At 63.3% G+C, this 21,581-nt stretch carries 22 protein-coding genes; 17 read left to right on the top strand and 5 right to left on the bottom strand.

Annotation, left to right across the window (positions count from 1 at the left end; translation table 11 throughout):
- Position 1 precedes the first annotated feature (1 nt).
- The 3 genes from ACO054_RS06725 (at position 2) to ACO054_RS06735 (ending at position 2,672) form a co-directional block, all read left to right on the top strand.
- The gene (locus ACO054_RS06725) at positions 2-634 is read left to right on the top strand and encodes a hypothetical protein (protein ID WP_421709668.1); all 633 of its coding nucleotides are present in this window, start codon (positions 2-4) and stop codon (positions 632-634) included.
- Positions 635-813: 179 nt separating this feature from the next.
- A complete protein-coding gene (locus ACO054_RS06730; RefSeq protein WP_421709669.1) occupies positions 814-1,947 on the top strand; it encodes a YeeE/YedE family protein in 1,134 nt (377 codons plus the stop codon).
- Positions 1,948-2,027: 80 nt separating this feature from the next.
- Positions 2,028-2,672 carry a GNAT family N-acetyltransferase gene (locus ACO054_RS06735; RefSeq protein ID WP_421709670.1) on the top strand — a complete coding sequence of 215 codons (645 nt, stop codon included), beginning with the start codon at positions 2,028-2,030 and terminating at the stop codon, positions 2,670-2,672.
- 122 nt (positions 2,673-2,794) lie between these two features.
- Here ACO054_RS06735 and ACO054_RS06740 read toward each other — a convergent pair whose 3' ends face one another.
- Positions 2,795-3,667, bottom strand: a complete 873-nt coding sequence (locus tag ACO054_RS06740; protein WP_421709671.1) for a LysR substrate-binding domain-containing protein — start codon at positions 3,665-3,667, stop codon at positions 2,795-2,797.
- Between the two features lie 177 nt (positions 3,668-3,844).
- Between ACO054_RS06740 and ACO054_RS06745 the strand changes: the two genes are divergently transcribed.
- From ACO054_RS06745 to ACO054_RS06780, 8 genes are all read left to right on the top strand, one after another.
- Positions 3,845-4,549 (top strand): SDR family oxidoreductase, encoded by a 705-nt coding sequence (locus tag ACO054_RS06745; protein WP_421709672.1) that lies wholly within the window; start codon positions 3,845-3,847, stop codon positions 4,547-4,549.
- 276 nt (positions 4,550-4,825) lie between these two features.
- Positions 4,826-5,152 (top strand): NIPSNAP family protein, encoded by a 327-nt coding sequence (locus tag ACO054_RS06750; RefSeq protein WP_421709673.1) that lies wholly within the window; start codon positions 4,826-4,828, stop codon positions 5,150-5,152.
- A 41-nt stretch (positions 5,153-5,193) separates the two neighbouring features.
- Positions 5,194-5,541, top strand: coding sequence for an antibiotic biosynthesis monooxygenase family protein (locus tag ACO054_RS06755; RefSeq protein ID WP_421709674.1), 348 nt, complete (start codon positions 5,194-5,196; stop codon positions 5,539-5,541).
- A gap of 306 nt (positions 5,542-5,847) precedes the next feature.
- Positions 5,848-6,522 (top strand): GNAT family N-acetyltransferase, encoded by a 675-nt coding sequence (locus ACO054_RS06760; protein WP_421709675.1) that lies wholly within the window; start codon positions 5,848-5,850, stop codon positions 6,520-6,522.
- A gap of 405 nt (positions 6,523-6,927) precedes the next feature.
- Complete coding sequence (locus ACO054_RS06765) at positions 6,928-7,869, top strand: metal ABC transporter substrate-binding protein (protein WP_421709676.1); 942 nt, start codon at positions 6,928-6,930, stop codon at positions 7,867-7,869.
- Between the two features lie 4 nt (positions 7,870-7,873).
- Positions 7,874-8,737 (top strand): metal ABC transporter ATP-binding protein, encoded by an 864-nt coding sequence (locus ACO054_RS06770; protein ID WP_421709677.1) that lies wholly within the window; start codon positions 7,874-7,876, stop codon positions 8,735-8,737.
- The gene (locus tag ACO054_RS06775) at positions 8,737-9,606 is read left to right on the top strand and encodes a metal ABC transporter permease (RefSeq protein ID WP_421709678.1); all 870 of its coding nucleotides are present in this window, start codon (positions 8,737-8,739) and stop codon (positions 9,604-9,606) included. The genes ACO054_RS06770 and ACO054_RS06775 overlap by 1 nt, the downstream gene beginning before the upstream one ends.
- A complete protein-coding gene (locus ACO054_RS06780; RefSeq protein WP_421709679.1) occupies positions 9,607-10,524 on the top strand; it encodes a metal ABC transporter permease in 918 nt (305 codons plus the stop codon).
- Positions 10,525-10,578: 54 nt separating this feature from the next.
- Here the strand turns inward: ACO054_RS06780 and ACO054_RS06785 are convergent, their stop codons facing one another.
- Both ACO054_RS06785 and ACO054_RS06790 read right to left on the bottom strand, forming a co-directional pair.
- Positions 10,579-11,613, bottom strand: coding sequence for a MerR family transcriptional regulator (locus ACO054_RS06785; RefSeq protein ID WP_421709680.1), 1,035 nt, complete (start codon positions 11,611-11,613; stop codon positions 10,579-10,581).
- A gap of 236 nt (positions 11,614-11,849) precedes the next feature.
- Positions 11,850-12,731, bottom strand: a complete 882-nt coding sequence (locus ACO054_RS06790) for an alpha/beta hydrolase fold domain-containing protein (RefSeq protein WP_421709681.1) — start codon at positions 12,729-12,731, stop codon at positions 11,850-11,852.
- Between the two features lie 35 nt (positions 12,732-12,766).
- Here ACO054_RS06790 and ACO054_RS06795 point away from each other — a divergent pair, with 35 nt between their 5' ends.
- The 6 genes from ACO054_RS06795 (at position 12,767) to ACO054_RS06820 (ending at position 18,618) form a co-directional block, all read left to right on the top strand.
- The gene (locus tag ACO054_RS06795; RefSeq protein ID WP_421709682.1) at positions 12,767-13,750 is read left to right on the top strand and encodes a GlxA family transcriptional regulator; all 984 of its coding nucleotides are present in this window, start codon (positions 12,767-12,769) and stop codon (positions 13,748-13,750) included.
- A gap of 166 nt (positions 13,751-13,916) precedes the next feature.
- A complete protein-coding gene (locus ACO054_RS06800; RefSeq protein WP_421709683.1) occupies positions 13,917-15,158 on the top strand; it encodes a M24 family metallopeptidase in 1,242 nt (413 codons plus the stop codon).
- Positions 15,159-15,178: 20 nt separating this feature from the next.
- Positions 15,179-15,841: an ABC transporter permease gene (locus tag ACO054_RS06805; protein ID WP_421709684.1), complete on the top strand. Its 663-nt coding sequence runs from the start codon at positions 15,179-15,181 to the stop codon at positions 15,839-15,841.
- A complete protein-coding gene (locus ACO054_RS06810) occupies positions 15,838-16,956 on the top strand; it encodes an ABC transporter ATP-binding protein (protein ID WP_421709685.1) in 1,119 nt (372 codons plus the stop codon). The genes ACO054_RS06805 and ACO054_RS06810 overlap by 4 nt, the downstream gene beginning before the upstream one ends.
- Entirely contained in the window at positions 16,953-17,696 is a 744-nt protein-coding gene (locus tag ACO054_RS06815; protein ID WP_421709686.1) for an ABC transporter permease, read from the top strand. Before ACO054_RS06810 ends, ACO054_RS06815 begins: the two co-directional genes overlap by 4 nt.
- 43 nt (positions 17,697-17,739) lie before the next feature.
- Positions 17,740-18,618, top strand: coding sequence for a glycine betaine ABC transporter substrate-binding protein (locus ACO054_RS06820; RefSeq protein WP_421709687.1), 879 nt, complete (start codon positions 17,740-17,742; stop codon positions 18,616-18,618).
- A 146-nt stretch (positions 18,619-18,764) separates the two neighbouring features.
- Here the strand turns inward: ACO054_RS06820 and ACO054_RS06825 are convergent, their stop codons facing one another.
- Both ACO054_RS06825 and ACO054_RS06830 read right to left on the bottom strand, forming a co-directional pair.
- The gene (locus ACO054_RS06825; protein WP_421709688.1) at positions 18,765-19,811 is read right to left on the bottom strand and encodes an NAD(P)H-binding protein; all 1,047 of its coding nucleotides are present in this window, start codon (positions 19,809-19,811) and stop codon (positions 18,765-18,767) included.
- Positions 19,812-20,132: 321 nt separating this feature from the next.
- Positions 20,133-21,533: a flavin monoamine oxidase family protein gene (locus ACO054_RS06830; protein ID WP_421709689.1), complete on the bottom strand. Its 1,401-nt coding sequence runs from the start codon at positions 21,531-21,533 to the stop codon at positions 20,133-20,135.
- Between the last annotated feature and the right edge of the window lie 48 nt (positions 21,534-21,581).

Below are 21,581 nucleotides of genomic sequence, written 5' to 3' on the forward strand. Positions count from 1 at the left end.
CATGATGGATCGCTTTAGCGGCGAACCCCTGAGGGCTTTTTCGCTTCCGGCGGCTGCCGCACGTCTTCGGATCTCAGAGCTGCAGGTGGCGAGGTTGGTCGAGCAGGGATCCTTGACCGGCTTCCATGACGAGTCCGACCGCTTGATGGTCCTGCTGCCGGTCGAGCCGGACGCGCAAGGGTCGGGGGGGCCGCGGGAGCCTCAGACGGCGGAGCCTCAGGAGAATCCGAAAAGCCGAGTGGGCGAGCAGGGACTGGATCCGGAGACGGAGCCCGGCGCCGACGCAGCGTCCCAGACCTCTGGCGGCAAGCCAGTGTCGTCGCAGACCTCGACAGCGCCGCCCTGGGCGCTTCTCAAGGAAGCTTTCGATGCCCACTGCCGACTGGTCGAGTGCTTGCTGGACAAGGTAGCGCCGCACGGCAGGGAGCCGGCGGCCGAGACGCCTGTGGCCGATGCATCGCAAGGGGCGGGGGATCGGACCAGCTGTCTTCTGGAGGACCTGAGCCGCAGGGTCGAGCGGCTTGAACGAAGTCATGCCTTGCACGAGCAGGATCTGGACAGCCTTCTCGAGATTACGCAGCTGATTCGTGACCATCTCGACAGGGCGCCTGCCGGTGGGCGGAAGCCGACTTGACAGCATCATTGCGCGACTTTAATTTGCATATTCAATATGTAAATTAAATAGAATAACACTCATGAACGATAAATAATTTGGTTTCCCGCTAGCTTTCCCAGATTATCTGACCTGGAGAGACGTTGGCCGTAGACGCTTTCGGTCGCGCTCCGAACGCAGATCTTTGGAGAACTGCGGCCATGCTTGAAAAACTCATAGAGGCCGAACCCCGCGTTCTGCTGCTGTCGGGCGCCCTAGCCGTCGGGGTGCTGTTCGGCTTGTTGGGGCGGGCCTCCGGCTTCTGCCTGCGCTCGGCCTTGGTGGAGTTTCGCCTTGCGCGCCCCGGGTATCGGGCTTTGTCATGGGCGGCCGCCTTGGCAACCGCTCTGCTTGGCACCCAAGCCTTGGCCCGAAGCGGTCAAATCGACCTTTCCTGGAGCCTCTACCTCACGCCGGAACTCTCCTTCGTCTCGATCCTGCTCGGCGGCTTGCTCTTCGGGCTGGGCATGGTGTTGGCGCGCGGCTGCGGCGGCCGTCACTTGGTGCTGGCCTCCGGCGGCAACCTGCGGTCCTGGCTGGTGCTGACGACGCTCGCTCTCTTCGCCTACGCCACGCTGCGCGGGATCCTGGCGCCCCTGCGTTTGCTTTTGGAGGATCTTCTGCAGGTTCCGTTGGTGACCGCTGACCAGGCTGTACCGAGCCTTCTGGCTGCGCAAACCGGCTTCGAGACTGGCGCGCTTGAGATCGCCATCGTCGGACTGGTCGTCAGCGGACTGGCCTTGCTTGTCCTGCAGGGGCTTCGCGCTGAGGCCTGGCGTTCGGCAGCCTGGGGACAGCTCGCGGCCGGGGTAGGTATCGGGCTACTGGTGCCCTTCGCCTGGTTCGTCACGGGCGTGCTGGGCGCTGACGATTTCGATCCGGTGCCACTGGAGGCGGTCACCTTCACGGCTCCGGTCGGCGACGCGCTGCAGTATCTCATGACCTATACCGGGGCGACGCTGGACTTCGGCGTACTGGTCGTCGGCGGTGTGTTGCTGGGCGCCGCGGTATTGGTCGCCTTGCGCCGCGACGCGCGCCTGGAGGGCTTTTCCACGGCGGGCCAACTGCTGCGTTACCTCTTAGGCGGAGCGCTGATGGGGTTCGGCGGCGTTCTGGCCCTGGGCTGCACGATTGGCGCCGGTCTCAGCGGTGTCAGCACACTGTCGCTCGGCAGCCTGATCGCCTTGGCGGCTATCGTCGCAGGGGCGCGGCTCGCACTCTTGGTGGAGGCGCGGGGTTTTCGCGTGCAGGTCCCCTCGTTTGGACGCAACCGTTGGTCTCCCTCGAAGAGCTGAACACGTAAGGTGGGTGGTGGCTGCAGTTTTCACTGTGGGCGCGTGTTGAAATTCCGATCTACCGCCTCGATCTGATCTCCATGACCGGGTTGATCTCCATGACCGCGCGCACACGGCCTCGTGCCGCCGATTTCACGATCGAGCGGCAGATCCGCGCCGATCATATCGGCGTGGCCGCCGGCTATGTCTGGGAGGCCTTCGGCACAAAGCTGAACCGCCTTCTCGGACCGGCGGAGAGGGCGCAGATCCTCCTGAGGCGGATCATTCGACCCGAGTACGGGTTCGGCGCGGTCGGGCCCTCCGGCGAACTGCTGGGTGTCGCGGGCTTCAAGACGCCGGAGGGTGCCTTCATCGACGGCTCGCTTAAGGATCTGATGCTGGTCTACGGCTTGCTCGGCTGCGCCTGGCGTGCGCCTCTGCTGGAGGTGATCGAGCGAGACTGTGAGGACGGCGTCCTGCTGATGGACGGCATCTGCGTCGCCGCGACGGCACGCGGGCAAGGGATCGGCTCGGCGCTGATCGAAGCGGTCGTCGCGGAAGCGGGGCGGCGCGGACTTGGGGTCGTTCGCCTCGACGTCGTAGAGGGCAACCCGCGTGCTCGTGCCCTCTATGAACGACAAGGATTTCAAGCGGTCGACAGCGCACGGCTCGGCGTCTTTCGCCATCTGTTCGGTTTCGCTTCGTCCGTTCAGATGAGGCGGGCGGTGCCGCAGTTGACTGCGTAATCTGGCGGGTCCGATCGTAGCTCGGGTGGAGGGCGCCCTGTTCCGAAAGGAGCGAGGCGCGCAGCAGCTTCCTTACTGGACTTGGCCTCCACACGAATGTCTACGGCCGTTCTCTCGAGGAGTCAGCGTTTCGAGCCCTGACCAGCAGCGTCGGGATGAGACAGGATCCAGCCGATCACCCGCGTTATCGTGACCCGAGGCGCTCGCTCGCTGGGATAAACGATGTAGAAACCGTTTTGGTCCGGCCGTTGGTCTCGCCATAGTTCGACAAGTCGCCCTTCGGCAAGATCTGCGCTCAAAAGCAGCCGCGGCGCCAAGGCGATTCCTTGGCCGTTGGCAGCTGCGTCCATGGCGAGCGCCGCCTGATTCAGTTGAAGGCTTCGGCGCCCTATGGGAAGACCGGCTTGCGCGAAGAGGACATCCCAGTGCCTGTGGCTGTCCTGGATGAGTGCGTGTTGGGCGAAGTCTTCGAAACTGGCGATTGCGGCGGCGCTCCTTGCGTAGTCCGGACTGCAGACCGCGCAGAGTTCGAGCGCCGACAGCAATGTGGCCTGAAGGCCGTGACCGAAGGGGGGACGTCCTTGGCGGACGGCGATATCGACGTCGTCGGTTTGAAAATCCGCTAGGCTTTCGGTGGCAAGGACCTGAAGGTCGATATCCGGATGAGCTTCGGAGAGGCTGGCCAGTCGCGGAATCAACCATTTGGATGCGAAGGACGGGGGTACACTCAAGGTGACCCGTGGACTTTCGGGACGCAGACTCAGGGTGGCTTGTTCGAGAAGTGCAAATCCCTGGCGAACCGGATCATGGTATCTGCGCCCGATTTCAGTGAGCGACAGACCGCGTGCCTCGCGATGGAAAAGCTGCAGCGATAGATCTGCCTCCAGCCGCCGCACCTGCTGCGCTACCGCGCCCTGCGTGACGTTCAGTTCGTCCGCAGCACGCCGGAAGTTCAGGTGTCGCGCCGCCGCATCGAACGCTCGTAGCGCATTCAAGTTGGGTGTTCGCAAGTAACGGTTTCCGAAGCTGGCAGATCGTTCGGAGCCAATAGATTATCTACAGTCTCCCGGCATCAGCCATGTTTAGTCAAGCGCCGCCGATTGCCTCATCTTCCGTGCAGAGTTTACCTGCGGCAGGGCACCGCAGCATCGCGGCAGCATGAAGGAGCGATCATGTCAGTTCGAAAAGTAGCGCTGGTCACGGCAGGCGGCAGCGGCATGGGTGCGGATGCCGCGCGCCGCTTGGCATCGGATGGCTACCAGATCGGGATTCTCTCGTCGTCGGGTAAGGGCGAAGCCTTGGCCGATGATCTGGGTGGCCTCGGCGTGACCGGCTCGAACCGCTCCGTCTCCGACCTGCAGAAGCTCGTAGATCTTGCGATGGAGCGTTGGGGCCGTATCGACGTGCTGGTCAATTCCGCCGGACACGGCCCGAAAGGGCCGGTGCTGGAGATCAGCGACGACGCGTGGCACGAGGGGATGGAGGTTTACCTTCTGAACGTTGTGCGGCCGGCCCGCATCGTCGCGCCCATCATGGCGGGGCAAGGTGGTGGCGCCATCGTGAACATCTCCACCTTCGCCGCCTTCGAGCCCGATCCGCTATTTCCGACCTCCGGTGTGTTTCGGGCGGCCCTGGCCAGTTTCACCAAGCTGTTTGCCGACAAGTATGCGGCCGACAACATTCGGATGAACAACGTTTTGCCAGGCTTCATCGACAGCCTTCCCGAAACCGAGGACCGCCGGGCCCGTATCCCGATGGGGCGCTATGGACGGGCCGCGGAGGTTTCCGCGCTGATCGCCTATCTCGTCTCCGAAGAGGCGGCCTACATGACAGGTCAGAATCTCCGGCTCGACGGTGGCTTGACCTTTTCGGTCTGACGCGTCGTTGCTGCTCCGCGCCCAGTTCACGGCTCAGGGGCCGGGCCAGTCTCGACTTGCCGGAGTTGCCTCTGCCGCGTCAATGGCGATGAAGACGATGTCGCTGATCTTGGTCTTCGCCGTGGCGATCGCTTCTTGCAGTCGGTCCATGCGGCGACGTTACAGCGCGCAGTTGGCAAACCCGGCCGCTCTCCACGCACAGTTCGACCGCAACCGAAGCATTCACCCTGAATCTTGGGATAAACCGATCCTCCATTGCCGAGGAGGACGACCGCCATGCTCACCTGCGTGATCCGCTATCATATCGACCCTACGAAAAGAGAGCAGTTTACGGAGTATGCGCGAAACTGGGGACAGGCGATTCCCCGCTGCGGCGCCGATCTGATCGGGTACTTTGCGCCGCATGAAGGCTCCAGCACTCTGGCCTACGGGATCTACTCGATCGCAAGCCTTGCGGACTACGAGCTTTATCGCGCCCGCCTTGCGGAGGATCCGCTCGGGCGCCAGAACTATGCCTTCGCCTGCCGGGAAAAATTCCTGCTGCGCGAGGACCGAACCTTCCTGAAGCTCGTTTCGACCCCGCACGGCTCCAGAGCTGAGTAGTGGGAGCTAAATAACGGGAGCTGCGTAGTGGGAGAAGCAGAGTGATCGCTGTCATTTTTGAAGTGGAACCGGCCGAGGGCCGCAAGGAAGAGTATCTCGACATCGCGGCCGAGATGCGTCCTTTGCTCGATCAGGTAGAGGGCTTTATCTCGGTCGAGCGGTTCCAGAGCCTGACCGATCCTAAGAAGATTCTGTCTTTGTCGTTCTTCACCGATGAGGACGCGATCCGGCAGTGGCGGACGCTGAGCGCGCATCGCGGGGCACAGGCGAAAGGCCGCGCCGGTATCTTCGACGGCTACCGTCTGCGCATCGCCGGTGTCATCCGCGATTACGGCATGTTCGACCGCGCTCAAGCTCCCGAGGACAGCAAGGCGGCGCACACGAGCTGAAGCAAGCTCGTTTCACGGTCTCTCCGAATCGCGGTCGTCGAAGGCGCCAACCGGCCCTTGGCCCAACGATGCGCTTCCGGTTGCTCGCCTTCGGCGTGGTGTGACCTAAAGCTTGAACAGTCGGAGGGGCGGAGCGCTGTTCGCCGGTATCGGCGAACGCGAAACTGAGCCCTCGCGCTGATCCGCTTGCCGCGGGTGTAGCCCTGTCGGTCGCGTTTAAAGATATAGGCTGCATGGCCCGTTTGATTTGACATACGCGGCGTATGAGATCATTTTACCTACGTGATGTATGTGGGGACTCGGGTCATGGACACGATCGTGGTATCGGCAATCACGAAGCGCTTCGGCAGGCGGGCGGACATCCCGTTTCTGGCGCGGATCGAGGAAGAGGCTTCGACGCCTCCCTTCGAGCAGTCCTTGTGGGCTGAGCTGCTGGAGCCGAGCGGAACATCGGTGCATGACTTCCTCGCCGCTATGCTGACCGCAGACGCCAGTCAGTGGGGCCGGGTCGAGGATTTCCTTCTGCTTGAAGTCGCCGAGCGGCCGGCGGCCGCCTGCGCTCTTTTTCGGCCCTGCCAGAAACCCGGATCGGACGGTCCGCTGGATCTCTCCAGGCTTCCCGAGATCGCCTCCCTGCTTTCTTGGGATGACAGGACGTTGAAGACCTTTCGTCTCGCTTACGAAAAAGCCTGGGGCGGTAACCTGGACTTTCTATGTCCTCAGGCGGAAATGATCGTCGAGACCGTCGCGGTCCTGCCTGACTTTCGCGGGCAGGGGTTGGGCCACGCACTGATGCGTGCCGCCTTCGAGACCGCCCGAGCCAAGGGCGCGCGCAGTCTAGGCATCATGGTCATTCATGGAAACGACACGGCGAAGCGCCTCTACGAGCGCTACTTTCGCCCCTACATCACCTTTCACGAGACCTATTTCGAGGATCAGTTTCCAGGCTTGACCAAGTTTCGGGCGGACCTCCGGCAGTAAATTTGGCTGCGTCCCCATGACAAGGTGACGGCGATTCACAGTCTTGCCGAATGTCGGTGCGAAGCGGTTGCGAGCGGCGCCTGCTCTGTTGCAGGCGCAAAGCTCTTTTGGTTGTCGTAGCACGCGATTGCGCCCTTGGGGGCAATTAGCCCGAAGGCGGCGGTGAAGCCTGACACGAGCCGCTCTACGTCAGGGGGGCGAACGGAGGCTTCGATCCCGCCTCAGCCTTGACCGTTTTGATGGCATGGCATGCGACAAGCTAGTAAGCTCGTTCAGGAGTCTGGAAAATAATTTAGAAAGACTCTAATTATTATTCGCAATTGGTGGCACATAACCCTATGTTCGATAGGGGCGACGAGCACAGACAGGTCGCGAATCGGCACTTAAGGGAAGAGGGATTTCGGAATGTACCGCCTAAATGTCTATGGAGGCCTTCGATCGTTCTGGAGCTGCGCCGCAGCGGCTTTGCTCCTGACCTTCGCGTCCAGTGCCGCCTTGTCGGAAGCGCGCGCCGACGAGCGCCTGCGGGTCGTCACGACCTTCACCGTCGTCGCCGACATCGCGCGCAACGTCGCGGGCGAGGCGGCCGTCGTGGACTCGATCATCAAGCCTGGCGCCGAGGTCCACGACTATCAGCCCACGCCACGAGATATCGTCCGTGCGCAGGAGGCGGACCTTCTGCTCTGGAACGGGCTGAATCTGGAGCGCTGGTTCGAACGCTTTCTGCGCGACGTCGGCGATGTCCCGCAGGTCGTGGTGTCCGAGGGGGTGGAGCCGATCTCGATCTATCAGGGACCTTATAGCGGCAAGCCGAACCCCCATGCCTGGATGTCGACTGCCAATGCTCTGATCTACGTGGAGAACATCCGCAGGGCTCTGGTCGAATTGGATCCCGATAATGCGGACCACTACAACAGCAACGCTGAGGCTTACGCCGCGCGCATCAAGGATGTGGGCGAGGGGCTTGCCGAGGTCGTTGCGGCCATTCCGGAAGGGCAGCGGTTTCTGGTCACCAGCGAGGGCGCCTTCAGCTATCTCGCGAGAGACCTAGAGATGGAAGAAGTCTTCATCTGGCCGATCAACGCCGATCAGCAGGGGACGCCGCAGCAGGTTCGGCAGGTTGTCGATATCGTTCGCGAAAACGATGTCCCGGTTGTCTTCAGCGAAAGCACGATCTCCGACCGACCCGCCCGCCGGGTGGCCTCCGAAACCGGTGCGCTTTACGGCGGCGTCCTCTACGTCGACTCCTTGAGCGGGCCCGACGGTCCGGTGCCGACCTATCTGGAGCTTCTCCAAATCACGACCCGGACGATTGCGGACGGCTTTCGAAATGCAATGGGACTCTAGGACCATGGCGGAGCCAGCCATCGAAGTCTCTCGGGTGAGCGTCACCTACCCGAACGGAAAGTCGGCCCTGGAGGACGTCAGCCTGACTTTGCGGGCCGGCAAGATCTACGGTCTGATCGGTGCCAACGGCGCCGGAAAGTCCACCCTGTTCAAGAGCATCATGGGGTTGGTCGAACCGGGGGCCGGAGAGGTGTCGATCGGCGGTCGGCCGATCCGGGAGGCTCTACGCGACAACGTGATCTCCTACGTTCCCCAGGCGGAGGATGTCGACTGGAACTTCCCGGTTCTGGTCGAGGATGTCGTGATGACCGGCCGTTACGGGCACATGGGTTTTCTGCGCATTCCCCGGGCAGCCGACAAGCGGATCGTTCGCGAGGCGCTGGAGCGCGTCGAGATGGCGGAGCTTGCCAAGCGCCAGATCGGCGAACTGAGCGGTGGTCAGAAGAAGCGCGTCTTCGTGGCGCGGGCCCTGGCGCAGGAAGGCAGGGTCCTGCTGCTCGACGAGCCCTTCGCCGGCGTGGACATCAAAACGGAGGAGTCGCTGACGTCGCTCCTGAAATCGCTCGCGGGCGAAGGCCGGCTGATCCTGGTGTCCACGCACAACCTGGGCAGTGTGCCAAGTTTCTGCGACGAGGCGATCTTGATCGACCGGTCAGTTCTCGCCGCCGGTCCGGTTGCCACCACCCTGACTCAGTCGAATCTTCTGCGCGCCTTCGGCGGTATGCTGCGCGATCTCCATCTCGGTGCGCCTCTGCTCCATGAGGATCAGGACGAGCGCGCCGTGACGGTCCTGACGGACGACGAACGCCCACTGGTTCTCTATGGAGAAAGGGGTGAGCAGAAGATCGTCACCGGGGCGCGGAAGTAATGTTCGACGGTCTGCTGGAGCCCTTCGCCTACGGCTACATGACCAACGCGATCCTGATCTCGGCGTTGGTTGGCGGACTCTGCGCATTCCTCTCGTCCTATCTGATGTTGAAGGGCTGGTCGCTGATGGGCGATGCGCTGGCCCACTCGATCGTGCCGGGCGTCGCCCTGGCATATCTGCTCGCCTTGCCCTACGCGGTCGGTGCCTTCTTCGCGGGGCTTTTGGCCTCCCTGAGCATGGCGGTGGTGAAGGGCACGACGAAGCTTCGCGAGGATGCCGTGATCGGTCTGGTTTTCACGGTCTTCTTCGCGACGGGGCTCTTGATCGCCTCGATTAATCCGACCGCCGTGAACATCCAGACCATCGTTCTCGGCAACATTCTCGCGATCTCCAGCGAGGACACCTTACAGGTCGTCGCCATCTCCTGCGTCTGCTTCCTGGTACTAGGCCTGAAGTGGAAGGATCTGGCGGCGGTCTTCTTCGACGAGACTCATGCCCGCACCATCGGCCTCTCGGTCAAGGGCCTGCAGATCGTTTTCTTCACGTTGCTGAGCGCCACGGTCGTGGCCGCACTGCAGGTCGTGGGCGCGGTGCTGGTCATCGGGATGCTGGTGACCCCGGGCGCGACCGCCTATCTGCTGACGGATCGTTTCGGGAGGCTGATTCTTCTCGCGATCCTGATGGGAAGCGCGACGGGCGGTCTCGGTGCCTACGCCAGCTACTATCTCGATGTGTCGCCGGGCGGTCTGATCGTCAGTCTCCAGACGGCCGTATTTCTGTTGGCGTTCTTCCTTGCGCCGAAACATGGCCTCTTACCCCGGAAACGAGCTGCGCGGAGAGCCGCTCTCGCTGCAAGGGCAGCAGGTTAGATGGACAGTCTGATTGCCTTGATCGTCGAACCGCTCGGGCAGGAGTTCATGCGGCGTGCCCTGCTGATGACGACCCTGGTCGCCGTCGCTTGCTCCGTCTTTTCATGCTTCCTGATTCTCAAGGGCTGGTCGCTGATGGGCGATGCCGTGTCCCATGCGGTTTTGCCTGGGCTCGTTCTGGCGCATCTCCTGGCGCTTCCGCTCGCTGTCGGAGCGTTCGTCAGCGGGCTCTTCTGCACGCTTGCCGTCGGCTATCTGAAGGAGAACAGCCGGGTCAAGGAAGATGCCGTGATGGGGGTCGTGTTCTCCGGCCTGTTCGGTCTCGGGCTGGTGGGCTTCACGAAAATCGAGACCGATGTTCACCTGCTCCATGTCCTGTTCGGCAACGTCTTGGGGATTCTGCCCCGCGACCTGGCCGAAGCGAGCATCATCGCAGTGCTAAGCACGGTCGTCATGGTCGCCAAAAGACGCGATTTTGTCGTTCACTGCTTCGATCCGGTGCACGCGAAGGTCATTGGCCTCCGGGTGGGGGTCTTGCATTTCGGGCTGCTGATACTGCTGGCGCTGACCATCGTGGCCGCGCTTAAGGCGGTCGGCATTATCCTGGTGATCGCGGTCTTGATTGCGCCGGGGGCGATCGGCTTTCTGCTGGCCAAGCGGTTCGACCGCATGATGGCGATCGCCGTCGGATCTGGGGTCTTCGCTTGCTTCGCCGGCGTGATTCTCAGCTACCACCTGGATACGGCAACCGCGCCGCTGATCGTCGTCATCCTGGGTCTGCTCTTCGTGATGGCGTTGCTGAAGGTCAAGAGCGTCCCCCATCGCTTGGACGTCCCAGGAGAGTCGCAACAGAGCCCAGCCTCCTTGGTTAAAGGGGCTAGGGCGACCGTACAAGACCCCAGCGAAGTTGGCGGCTGACTCTCGGGCGTGCCGTGCGTTTGCCGGTTTTGAGCCGGCTTCGCCGACAGGCGCTCATGCCACGCGAGGCCGATAGGCGATGACGCCTCGCGTCCGGGCACGAACCTCCGGTGAAGCCAGACAGGTCGCCACGGCCTCGTAGCCCGGTACGCCGCGGCGGGCGGGCACGAGGCAGGGTGGGCTATGGTTGGCAGGGCAGAGAAGAATCGCTTCGTCCGATCCCACGGCGTCCAGGTCTAGGATCGCGTTGGAGCGGGTCATGATCAGCAAAGGCCGCGCTCGCGAACCTCGTCGGCGCAGCAGGGCGATCACCGCCCGTTGGGTGGACTCGTCCAGGCCCTCTTCGATCATGTCGATTACCAGAGCCGCGGGGCCTTCGGACTCAAGTCCCGCGGTCAAAGCAATGAGGGCATCGCTCTGGCTGGCACCGTTCTCGCGGAGCCATGCCAGGGCTTTTTCGGCCCGCGCGGCAAGAGGTGGATCGGCGGCGATCCTGCCCCGTAGCTTCGCACCCGTTTCGTCCAAGCGCTCCAAGCCAAGGAAGGTCGCGCCGGACAGCGTCTCGGCGAGGCGTTTCGCGAACCTTGTCTTGCCGCTGCCCAGAGGTCCGACGATGTAGGTGAGCGGCTTGAGTTCGCGAAGCTCGAAACGCTCCCCACCCCAGGGCCAGGGCAGGTCGAAAGCCGCGGCGAGCTTGCGGCCCGGCGAAAGCGGGGTAAGCAGGTCGCGAGCGCCGGGAGTTCGGCCGCCGGCCAACTGGGTCCGAAGGCGGCGGATCTCCGTCAGCCTGCCGGCCAGCTTGACCCCTTCGGATTCCAGGCTTGCCTCTTGAAACGCGAGCGCCTCTGCGACAGTCGGCGGGTCGCTGTCCAGCACCCGGCTGATCTGGGCCAGGCTGAAACCGAGGGCGCGAAAAGCCGCGATTTCGGCGGCGCGCGCCAGGTCGCCGGGGCTGTAGACCCGCCACCCGGCGGTCGAGCGGGCAGGGGACAGCAGGCCCTGTTGCTCGTAGAGCCGCAAGGCCTTGGTCGATACGCCAAGCCGCTTCGCGGCCTCGGAGGGTGTCAGGTGTTTTGGGGATGCGGTCACGGATCACCTCGCTGTTCGAGAACCGCCTCACTTATCGGGCCGGCCGCTGGGGCCGGGTCAAGCCCTTTCCGCCTTCGCCGAAGCCTTGGACGAGATGCGGCCGGCGAGGCGAGACCTGGTCCGGCTCCCTTGGGATCATGTCGCCGCTAGCGTTGGCCGTAACCTCGGGGCGGAGATGCGCGTGGACGCGCCGCAAAACCAGCGCTCCTGGGAATTCAGGGTGGGGGGGCACGAAGTCAAGAAAGCGATCGAAGCCAGCGGCCGGCCGACAGGATGGCCCGGTCGGCAACGGCGGCGCGTCCGAGATACTGTAAGAAGGCGTGCGGTACAGCCGAGATTCGCTCCAGCATCACGGGCCGTCCATGCCGGGCGGCCAGTTCCGCGAGACAGAGGCTGTCGTCGCGGAAAGGATCGAGATCGGCGGCCAACAGCCTGACCGGCGCGTGGCCCAACGCCAAGTCGTCTGCTTCATAAGGGTGAGTCGCGGCCGGGCCCTGGGCTATGGCGTACATCCGTGCGATCCCCGCTCTGTCCAGACCGTTCTCCCGGCTCGCGAACAGCCGCAGGCTGACCGAATCCCGCAGGCCGAATGCGCCGTAGAACCCGAGGCAGCCAGCGATCGGGTAACGCGCGCCGTAACCGCGCTCAACGGCGAGCGCAATCGCGGCTCCGGCCGAATCGCCGGCCAGGATCAGGCGCTCGACGCCGTTCGAAAGCAACCAGTCCATCGCCGCGCAGCCGTCCAGCAGCGGAGCCGGCGCGGGATGTTCCGGCGCCAACCGGTAGTCCAGCGACAGAACCGCCATGCCGCTCGCGGTACAGAGCGCCGCCGTGATCGCAGCATGGGTTTGCGGCGAGCCGACGATCCAGCCGCCGCCATGGAAGTAGAGGATCGCTTGCGTCTCCAGGTTGCCGAAAAGCAGTGCATCTCTGGCGCCGGTTTCACCGGGAATCTGAATCGCGACGGGGGCCGGATCGATGGGTCCGCTCGGCGTTCGTGCTGTCGCGTAGGTCGCGCGCAGCTTTTCAGGAGAAAGCTTTACCCAATTCTCGGCGGTGATCGATGCCGGCGCCGCCTGCGCCGCCGCGCGGATCTCGGCGTCCATGCGCTGTTCCATTGCAAATACCTGTGTTCTTGTCTTTGGTGGCAAGCATGACCCGCAAGGCCGTACAGTCAAAACACAAACCGCGCCGGGTGGCGATCACCGTGCTGCCGCGCTTTCCCTTGATGGCCTTCGCCGGCCTGATCGAGCCGCTGCGAGTCGCCAACCTGTTGGGCGGCGCGATGCTCTACGATTATGTCGTCCTGGGTACTGCCGGACGGCGTACCCGCCCCTCCTGCGGGTTGGCCATGAGTTGCGATGGCGGCCTTGAAGACGCGTCCCATTTCGATCGCGTCGTACTCTGTTCCGGCGGCGACGCCGCCGACTACAAGGACGCAAGGCTTATGGCATGGCTGCGGCGCGAGGCGCGCGGCGGTGCCGACATGGGCGCCGTTGCAGATGCCTCTTTTCTTCTCGCACGGGCCGGTTTACTGGACGGTCGGCGCTGCACCGCGCACTGGCAGAGCCAGGCGGCCTTTCGGGAGGCCTATCCGAAAGCGCGCGTGGAAAGCGCGATCTTCGTTTTGGACCGGGATCGATTTACCTCGGCCGGCGGCTCGGGTGCTTTCGACATGACCCTGGCTCTGATCGAGCGCGATCACGGCCGGCCCCTGGCACGAGCGGTTGCCCAGTGGTTCGTGCATGAAAGAGCCGGCGAAGACGTGGAGCGGGAACCGCTGGCGCTGCGGACCCGCACCGGGTTGAACGATCCGATCCTTCTCCTGGCGGTCGCCAGTATGGAAGCGCAGATGGAAAGCCTGCCGAGCATTGCCGAAATCGCGCACCGTTGCGGCGTCTCGCCGGAGGCCTTGCGCCGGCGCTTCCGGGCGCAAACCGGAGAGACTCCTCTACGCTACTTCCGCCGGCTTCGTCTCGAACGGGCTCGCCAGCTGCTCTCTCAAGCCGATTTGAAGGTCAGCGAGGTCGCGGTGGCCTGCGGTTTCGCCAGTCCGGCACAGTTTTCGCGCGCCTTCCACGCCGCCTTCGGTCATCCACCAAGACGAGCGCGCGACGCATTTCTGTCACACAACTGACCGAAACGGTCAAAAAGACGTTCTTTCTGGTGAAGTTGCCAAACCTGGCCTGCGCCAAGATTTCGCGGCGTGGAATCGCTGCCAGTCGAGAGAAAGCATGACCTATCACGCCCGAATCACGAGCGTTGCCGCTGATCGCGGGCAATCCCCGCATATTGAAGGCCCGATGGTGCTGGGGGGCGACGGCGGCACCGGACTTGGGCTGACCGATACCGAGCCGGCGCAGGTCGATGCGGTCGCCTTGCGGCGCGGGCGTCTGGAACGCGTCCGCCGCATGATGGGGGAACAAGACTATGCCGCCCTCATCCTGTTCGATCCCAACAATCAGCGCTACGCGACCGGGTCGCGCAACATGTTCGGTTACTTTCTGCGCAACTCGACTCGCTATTTCCTGATTAACCGGGAAGGACCGATCATTCTTTTCGAGTATCCGCAGTCCGCCCATGTCAGCACCTGTCTGGAAACGGTCGACGAAGCCAGGCATTCCAAGCTGGTCTGGTCGTCGGTCGCCGGGCGCGATGACGAGACCGCGCGCCCCTTCGCCGCCGAAATCGCGGATCTGGTGCGCGAACACGGCAACGGCTTGACCAAGGTTGGACTGGATCGATGCGGCCACGGCCAGGCTCTGGCGCTGCAGGCCGAGGGACTGAACGTGATGGATTGCCAGCAGGAACTGCTGGCCGTGCGCGCCGTGAAAACGGCGGAGGAAGTCTCCTGCCTGCAGCTCTCTATGGCCGCGTCGGAAGCGGCGGTGGCCGCCGTTCAGTCGGCGATAGTGCCGGGAGTCAGCGAGACGGAGCTTTTCGCTCGCATGTACGGCGCGGCGATCCAGGGCGGTTGCGAAATGATCGAAACCCGGCTGCTGGCGTCGGGGCCGCGCACCAACCCCTGGTTCAAGGAAGCTTCAGCGCGCCGTTTGCGCCCGGGCGAGCTCGTGGCACTCGACACTGATACCATTGGCTGCTTCGGCTACTACTCGGACTTCAGCCGTACGTTCTTCTGCGGTCCCGGCCGTCCTACGACCGACCAACGCACGCTCTATCAGATGGCCTACGATCAGGTTCAACACAACATCGATATCATTCGCCCAGGCAAGTCCTTCCGACAGATCGCAGACGAAGCCTGGGCGATCCCGCAACGCTTCGTCAATCAACGCTACACCTCGGTCATGCACGGTGTCGGCATGCACGGCGAGTCGCCCTTTATCGCCCACGCCATGGATTTCGCGCAGTTCGGCAGGGACGGCGTTTTGCAGCCGGGCATGGTCGTGTCCGTCGAAAGCTACATCGGTGAAGAAGGCGGCAGGGAAGGCGTCAAGCTTGAAGAAGAAGTCCTGGTCACGGAAACCGGGCCCGCTTTGATCTCACGTTATCCTTTCGAAGAAGGGCTATTGTCGCGAGAGGTCTGAAGAACACGGAGTAGGGGGCCGTGGAGACAGTCGCATTTCTTTTCGATAATTGGACCGTGCTCTGGGAACGGACGCTCGAGCATGTCGCCATCGTTATTCTGGCTGTCAGCGTCGCTATCGCGACGGCGATACCGATCGGTATTGCGATCACACAGAACAAACGCGCCGCCGACCTGGTGCTCTACGCGGCCTCCATGATGATTACCGTACCGTCGATTGCCTTGTTCGGCTTGATGATCCCTCTGCTGTCGCCCTTCGGGTACGGAATCGGCTACGTCCCGGCGGTCATCGCAGTGATTCTCTATTCTCAGCTGCCGATCATCCGCAACACCTATGCAGCGATCACCAATATCGATCCAGCCTTGCGCGAGGCGGCGGTTGGCATGGGCATGGCGCCGCTGCAGCGTTTGCGGCAGGTGGAACTGCCGCTGGCTCTGCCGGTCATCATGGCCGGCGTGCGCACGGCGGTGGTGATGAACATCGGCGTCACGGCCATCGCTGCCTACATCGGTGCCGGTGGCCTCGGCACCTTCATCGCGCGCGGCATCTCCCAGTCCGATCCGAGGCAGCTTATTGTCGGAGCAGTCGCCGTTTCCTTGCTCGCCATTGTCGCCGACTTCGCCCTGTTGGGACTACAGAGACTCATGACCCCCGCCGGCCTGCGGGAAGGCAGGTCGCGATGATCCGGCTCGACCGGCTCACCAAGATATTCCAAACCGCGGACGGCGCTGTAACCGCCGTGGATCAGGTCAGTCTCGAACTCGGCGAAGGCGAGATCTGCGTGCTGCTGGGACCATCCGGTTGCGGCAAGACCACCACCATGAAGATGATCAACCGCCTCGTCGCGCCGACCTCCGGCAAGATCTTCATCAACGACAAGGACACGGACGACTACGATCCGGTCCAGCTACGCCGCACCATCGGTTACGTCATCCAGCAGATCGGTCTCTTTCCCAACAAGACCGTGGCCGACAATATTGCGACGGTGCCACATCTGTTGGGCTGGGACAGGAAGAAGGCGCGCGCGCGATCCGCGGAACTACTGGAAACCCTCGCCCTAGACCCGGCCGTCTTCATGGATCGCTACCCCAAGGAACTGTCGGGCGGACAGCAGCAGCGTATCGGCGTAGCCCGCGCGCTCGCCGCCGATCCGCCTGTCATGCTGATGGACGAGCCTTTCGGCGCCATCGATCCGATCAACCGGCAGGTCATCCAGGACGAGTTCCTGAAGATGCAGCAGAGTCTGCGCAAGACCATTATGTTCGTCTCGCACGATCTGGACGAGGCGGTGAAGATGGCCGACCGCATCGCGATCTTCCGCGAGGGCCGTCTGGAGCAATTCGACTCGCCCGACGCCATCCTCAGCCGTCCGGCCACTCCCTTCGTTGAGGAGTTCCTCGGTACCGACCGGGTTCTCAAGAGGCTGCGTCTCATCAAGATCGCGGACGCCATGCGGCGTGACCCGCCACGGGTCACCGCGCAGGACACACTGCAGACGGCGATCCAGCGCATGGAAGAGAACGGTCACAGCGCCATCGTCATGGTCGGTCCGCGCGGCCGGCCGCGCGGTCTCGTGACGCTGGACGATGCCCGGAGGCAACGCGGGTCCGTCGGCGAGCATCATACGCCGGTGCCGAAAACGATCGTCGAGAATGACGACCTGAGAGCGGCTGTTTCGACCATGTTCGCGGGCGACATTCCTTTGCTGCCCTGTGTCGATGCGGACGGTATCTACGTCGGCCTGCTCAGCCAGTCCGCGATCAGTAACATCCTGGCACAAGACAGCCTCGACCGATGACGGCGGCAGACCAACTCTGGCACAGTGGCGCTGGTCTGCTTCGCCTGTCGCTGATCGCCTTGATCTTCGCGGCGGGCGCCTGGGCCTGGAGCAGCGGCCTGTTGCCGGAAATCGTAGCGCTTTGGGAGGACATCGCCTACCTGGGGCGCGAACACATATGGCTGACCGCCATCTCCGGCAGTCTGGCAATTCTTGCCGGCATTCCCGTCGGCGTGTGGCTGTCTCGGCCGTCGATGCAGCGTTACTCCGAAGGCATCATGCAGGTGTTCAACCTGGGCACCACCATTCCGACGCTGGCCATCTTGGCGCTGTCCATGAGCTTCTTGGGGATCGGCACCGTGCCGTCGATCTTCGGCCTTTTCACGGCGACCCTGCTCCCGATCGTGCGCAACACTTATGCCGGCATCAAGGCGGTTCCACAGCACCTGATCGAAGCTGCCGTCGGCATGGGCATGACGCGGATGCAGATTCTCTGGCAGGTCGAACTGCCCGGTGCGCTTTTCGTCATCTTCGCAGGTCTGCGCACGGCCTTGGCCATCAACGTCGGCACGGTGCCGCTTGTCTTTCTGATCGGAGGCGGCGGGCTTGGCGAACTGATCTTCACCGGGATCGCGCTCGATGAACTTGGCATGATGCTGGCCGGTGCCATCGCGACGGCGCTGCTCGCGGTCTCTGTCGATTTCCTGGTGGGGCAGATGCAGTTCTGGCTAGTGCCTCGCGGGATCAACCCGCTTCGATGAAGCAAAAAAATGGAAGGGAGGAGGAAACATGTTTGACAGGATAATGAGTCTGGCGCTCGCTGTGGTAATTGCCGCCGCCGTCGCCGCGCCCGGCATGCTGCGGGCTGAAACCATCACAGTCGGCGGCAAGGGCTTCACCGAGCAATTGCTGATGGCGGAGATGACCAAGCAGTTGCTCGAAGCCAATGGCTTCGATGTCGAAAAAGCCGACGGCATGGGTACCAATGTCGTGCGCTCCGCGCTGGAGAATGGCGCTGTCGATCTCTATTGGGAATACACCGGCACGTCGCTGGTCACCTTCAATAAGGTCAAGGACAGGCTGACGCCAGAGGAAACCTATGCCCGCGTTAAGGAGTTGGACGGCGAAAAGGGTTTAGTCTGGCTTGCTCCCTCAAGTGCCAACAATACCTATGCGCTTGCGATCAAGCCCGGCGATGCCACGACAGACGGCATGGTGAATCTGTCGGACATGGCGGCGGCCTACAACGGCGGTGAGGACATTCTCATGGCTACCACCGCCGAGTTCCCTAGGCGCGAAGACGGTCTTATCGGCCTGCAGGAGGTTTACGGCTTCAAGGCCGGTCGCGCCAACATCAAGCCGATGGACGGTGGGCTTGTGTTCAACGCGCTCGATAACGGCAACGTCAACATCGCCGTTGTCGCCGCCACCGACGGCCGCATCTCGAAAATGGGGTTGAAGCTGTTGGCGGACGACAAGAACTTCTTTCCCAACTACGCGCTCGTGCCAGTGGTGCGCGCCGATACCCTAGAAAAGCACCCGGAGCTGAAGCCTCTTCTCGAATCCCTGTCGGGACGGCTCGACGACTCGACCATGCAGACCCTCAACGGTCAGGTCGATGTTGACGGCCGGTCGGTCGAAGACGTTGCGCGTAGCTTCCTGCAGGAAGCCGGCCTGGTCTGACCGACACTTGCCAAGACTGAAAGGGCGCTCGCCAGTGGCGAACGCCCTCTTTTTTGATCGCCTTGTACCGAGGCTCGATGAGGTCTCTTCAGCGAGCTTCGGTATAAGGTATTCGATCCCACCGAAAGCGTGATTCACGCTCCAGCTCAAAAAACGGCGTGGTCGCCGCGCTCGGCCGAAGTCGTGCCCTCGATCAGCTCCGCATAGAAGTCGAAGAGCCTATCCGAGCCTGTCGAGGGCGTGGCGTCGGCATCGTACTGGCCGGTCTCGGGATTGAGCAGCAGCATCGATTCGGTGGCGTAGTAGCGTCCGATGCGGGCGAGCTCGGCTTTCTCCGCCGCTTTGGGCAGAAGGTGGCCGGCAAGGCTTAGAGCTCCGACGACGGCGTCGAGCAGTGCCACCGGTACCTGAGTGAAGCGCGGCTCCCGTCCTACGAGGGCGAAGATCCGCTCGCCTTGTTGTTTCGGTGTGATGGCCCCGCCCGGTCCGCCGATCGGCAGCACGCGGTTGTGCAGGCTCTCTTGCTCTAGGCAGTCCGCCAGATAGTTACCGAGGTCGCGGTCGCTGATGGGTTTGCAGGCCGTCAGGCTGCCGTCGCCGAACAGCAGATAGGGTTTGCCGTGTCTGACCCGCTCGACCTGGCCCGCAAGCGACTTGAAGAAGGCGGTCGGCCTGACGATGGAGTAGGTTACGCCGGACTCCATCAGTTTTTTTTCGAAGGCCAGCTTCGCTTGCTGAAAGGCCAGAAGCGGTTTCTGAACGCAGAGCGCGGAGAGCAGCACCATTTGCGAGACGCCGGCCGCTTTGGCGGCGGCCAGCGCGCTCACATGGGCGGCATGATCGATCGCCCAGGCGTCCTTCGGAGCGCCGCTGCGCGAGGCCAGGCAGGACACCAGGACCTCGAAGGACTCGCCGCGAAAGCCGTCGCGCGCGAGAGATGCCGGCTCGGTCACTTCGCCGAAGCGGACCTCGGCGCCTGCCAGCAGGCTGACGCTGTCATCCGGGCCGAGGCGACCCTTCACTCCGGCGCGGGGTCGGACGAAGCACACCACCTCGTGACCGCGCTGCAACAGCGCCTGCACGGTGGCCTGCCCGATGGTTCCCGTCCCGCCCAGCATGAACACGCGCTTCGGCGTTGAGGAATGCCGAGCGGCAGGCGTTGCGGTCCTATCGCCGCCGGCCGGATCGGTCACAGGCTGGTCGCTCGCGCGCGGGCGGGTCTTGGCCTAGCCGTCTCCAATCGTAACGACATGCCGATCCTCTTCCATCGAGACTGCGATACGGGCGGGCAGAAAGCGTTCGATGATCTTAGCATTGCTGTGGGTGTGACTGGAGGGCTTCACGGTCGTAAAGCGACAGCGGCCCGCCAAAGCCATAGGCAGCAGGACACATCTGCCGACAGTGCGTGGGGAGGCGGATCGCCTGCGCAAGTACCTGGCCCGCTTCGGGTTGGACTGGGAGCGGATTGCCCTGCGCGGATAGGGGGGTGGCCCTAGCAATCGTGGCGCCGGGGATCAGGCGCGTGCGATCCGGGCTATTGCGCTGCGGCCGCTGTGGATCGCACCTTCGACGTAACCCCAGAAGTGGTCGTCGAGTTCGGCGCCGGCGAAGCGGACACGGCCGCCCCAGGCAGCGAGCTGCGCCACCGCGTCTGGGTTCGCGCCCACGCGAACGGTGGCGTTGTAACCACCGCCGGACCAGGGGTGGTCGACCCAGACGGCTTCCGCTATTTCGCGCGGATCGGGCAGGTCCTCTCCGAAGGCCCGGCGCAGGTGTCGAAGCAGATGTGCTTGCCGCTCGCTTTGCGGGAGGACGGCCCAGTCGCGGGCGAGGGGGCCGCCCTGAAAGGCGACGAGACGGGGCGGCAGGCCGTCGTCGAGGCTGGCGTCGGCGATCACGAGTCCCGCTGGATCGCAGAAGGTCGCATGGCCGCTGAGGCCCTTCAATCGCCAGAAGGCGCTGTCGAACACAAGCAGCGTCTTGATCATGTCTCCCGCGGTGAAGGACGACAGCAGCCCGTCAAGCTCATCGCTACCGTCGAGGTCGAAGACGATCCGTCGCGCCGTCGGGGGTGGGACGGCGACGACGACGTACTCGGCACTCCAGAGGTTGGCGCCGCTCGTCACCTCCACCCGATCCGCGGTGACTCGAATGCGCTGCACGGGAGTGTTCAGGCGTGGCTTATGTCGAAGGTCGGCGCGCAAACCGTCGATGATCCTGGACATGCCGCCGGAGATTTGGAACTCCAGGTCCTCTCGCTCCGACCCGTAGCGCGAGAGGATGTCTCTCACGCCCTGCGCGTTGATGTCTTCAGGCGCACCTCCGAAAAGCTCTGTGAAAAGCGAATAGGCGAGAGCGTTATCCTCTTCGCAGAGAAGCAGGGCTCGCAAGGCGCAAGCGAGACTGTCGCGTGGCGCCTCCCGCTTCTGCACCAGCAGCTTCGCCGCACGCCCGGCTTCGCCAATGCTTTCCCACGGGGTCGTCATCCATTGCAGTTTCAGACGCAGGGCGCGCAGCGCCTCGCCGAGACTGTCCCAGCGCACGACGTGATCCTCCAGCAGGTCGCAGACCTCATCCGCGGAAATCAGGTCTTCACAGCGCAGGGTCTCTTCGCCGGCGATGCAGAGATCGATGCCGGTCTGCGGTATCGGCGAGAGATGCAGGTGTGCCCGTCCGGCGAGTGCCAGGAGACCGCGCATGTCGCCGTTCAGCATCTGAGCACCTTCGTCGAACAGGCCGCCGCTTTTCAGCGGCACTGTCCGCACGCGGCCGCCCAGACGGCTCTGTGCCTCCAGGAGCTGACAGCTTAGGCCTGCCTCCTCGGCTGCGACAGCCGCTGCAAGTCCAGCCGCCCCGCCGCCGACCACGATCACGTTGACGGACTCTTCTACGTTGACAGGTGCGTCAGCCGTCATGCCATCTCTCTCATCCAGTAACTGAGCAAACGTTCAATTGAGCATATG

This window comes from Algihabitans sp. (assembly GCF_965226985.1).
In the GTDB taxonomy this organism is placed as follows: domain Bacteria; phylum Pseudomonadota; class Alphaproteobacteria; order Kiloniellales; family DSM-21159; genus Algihabitans.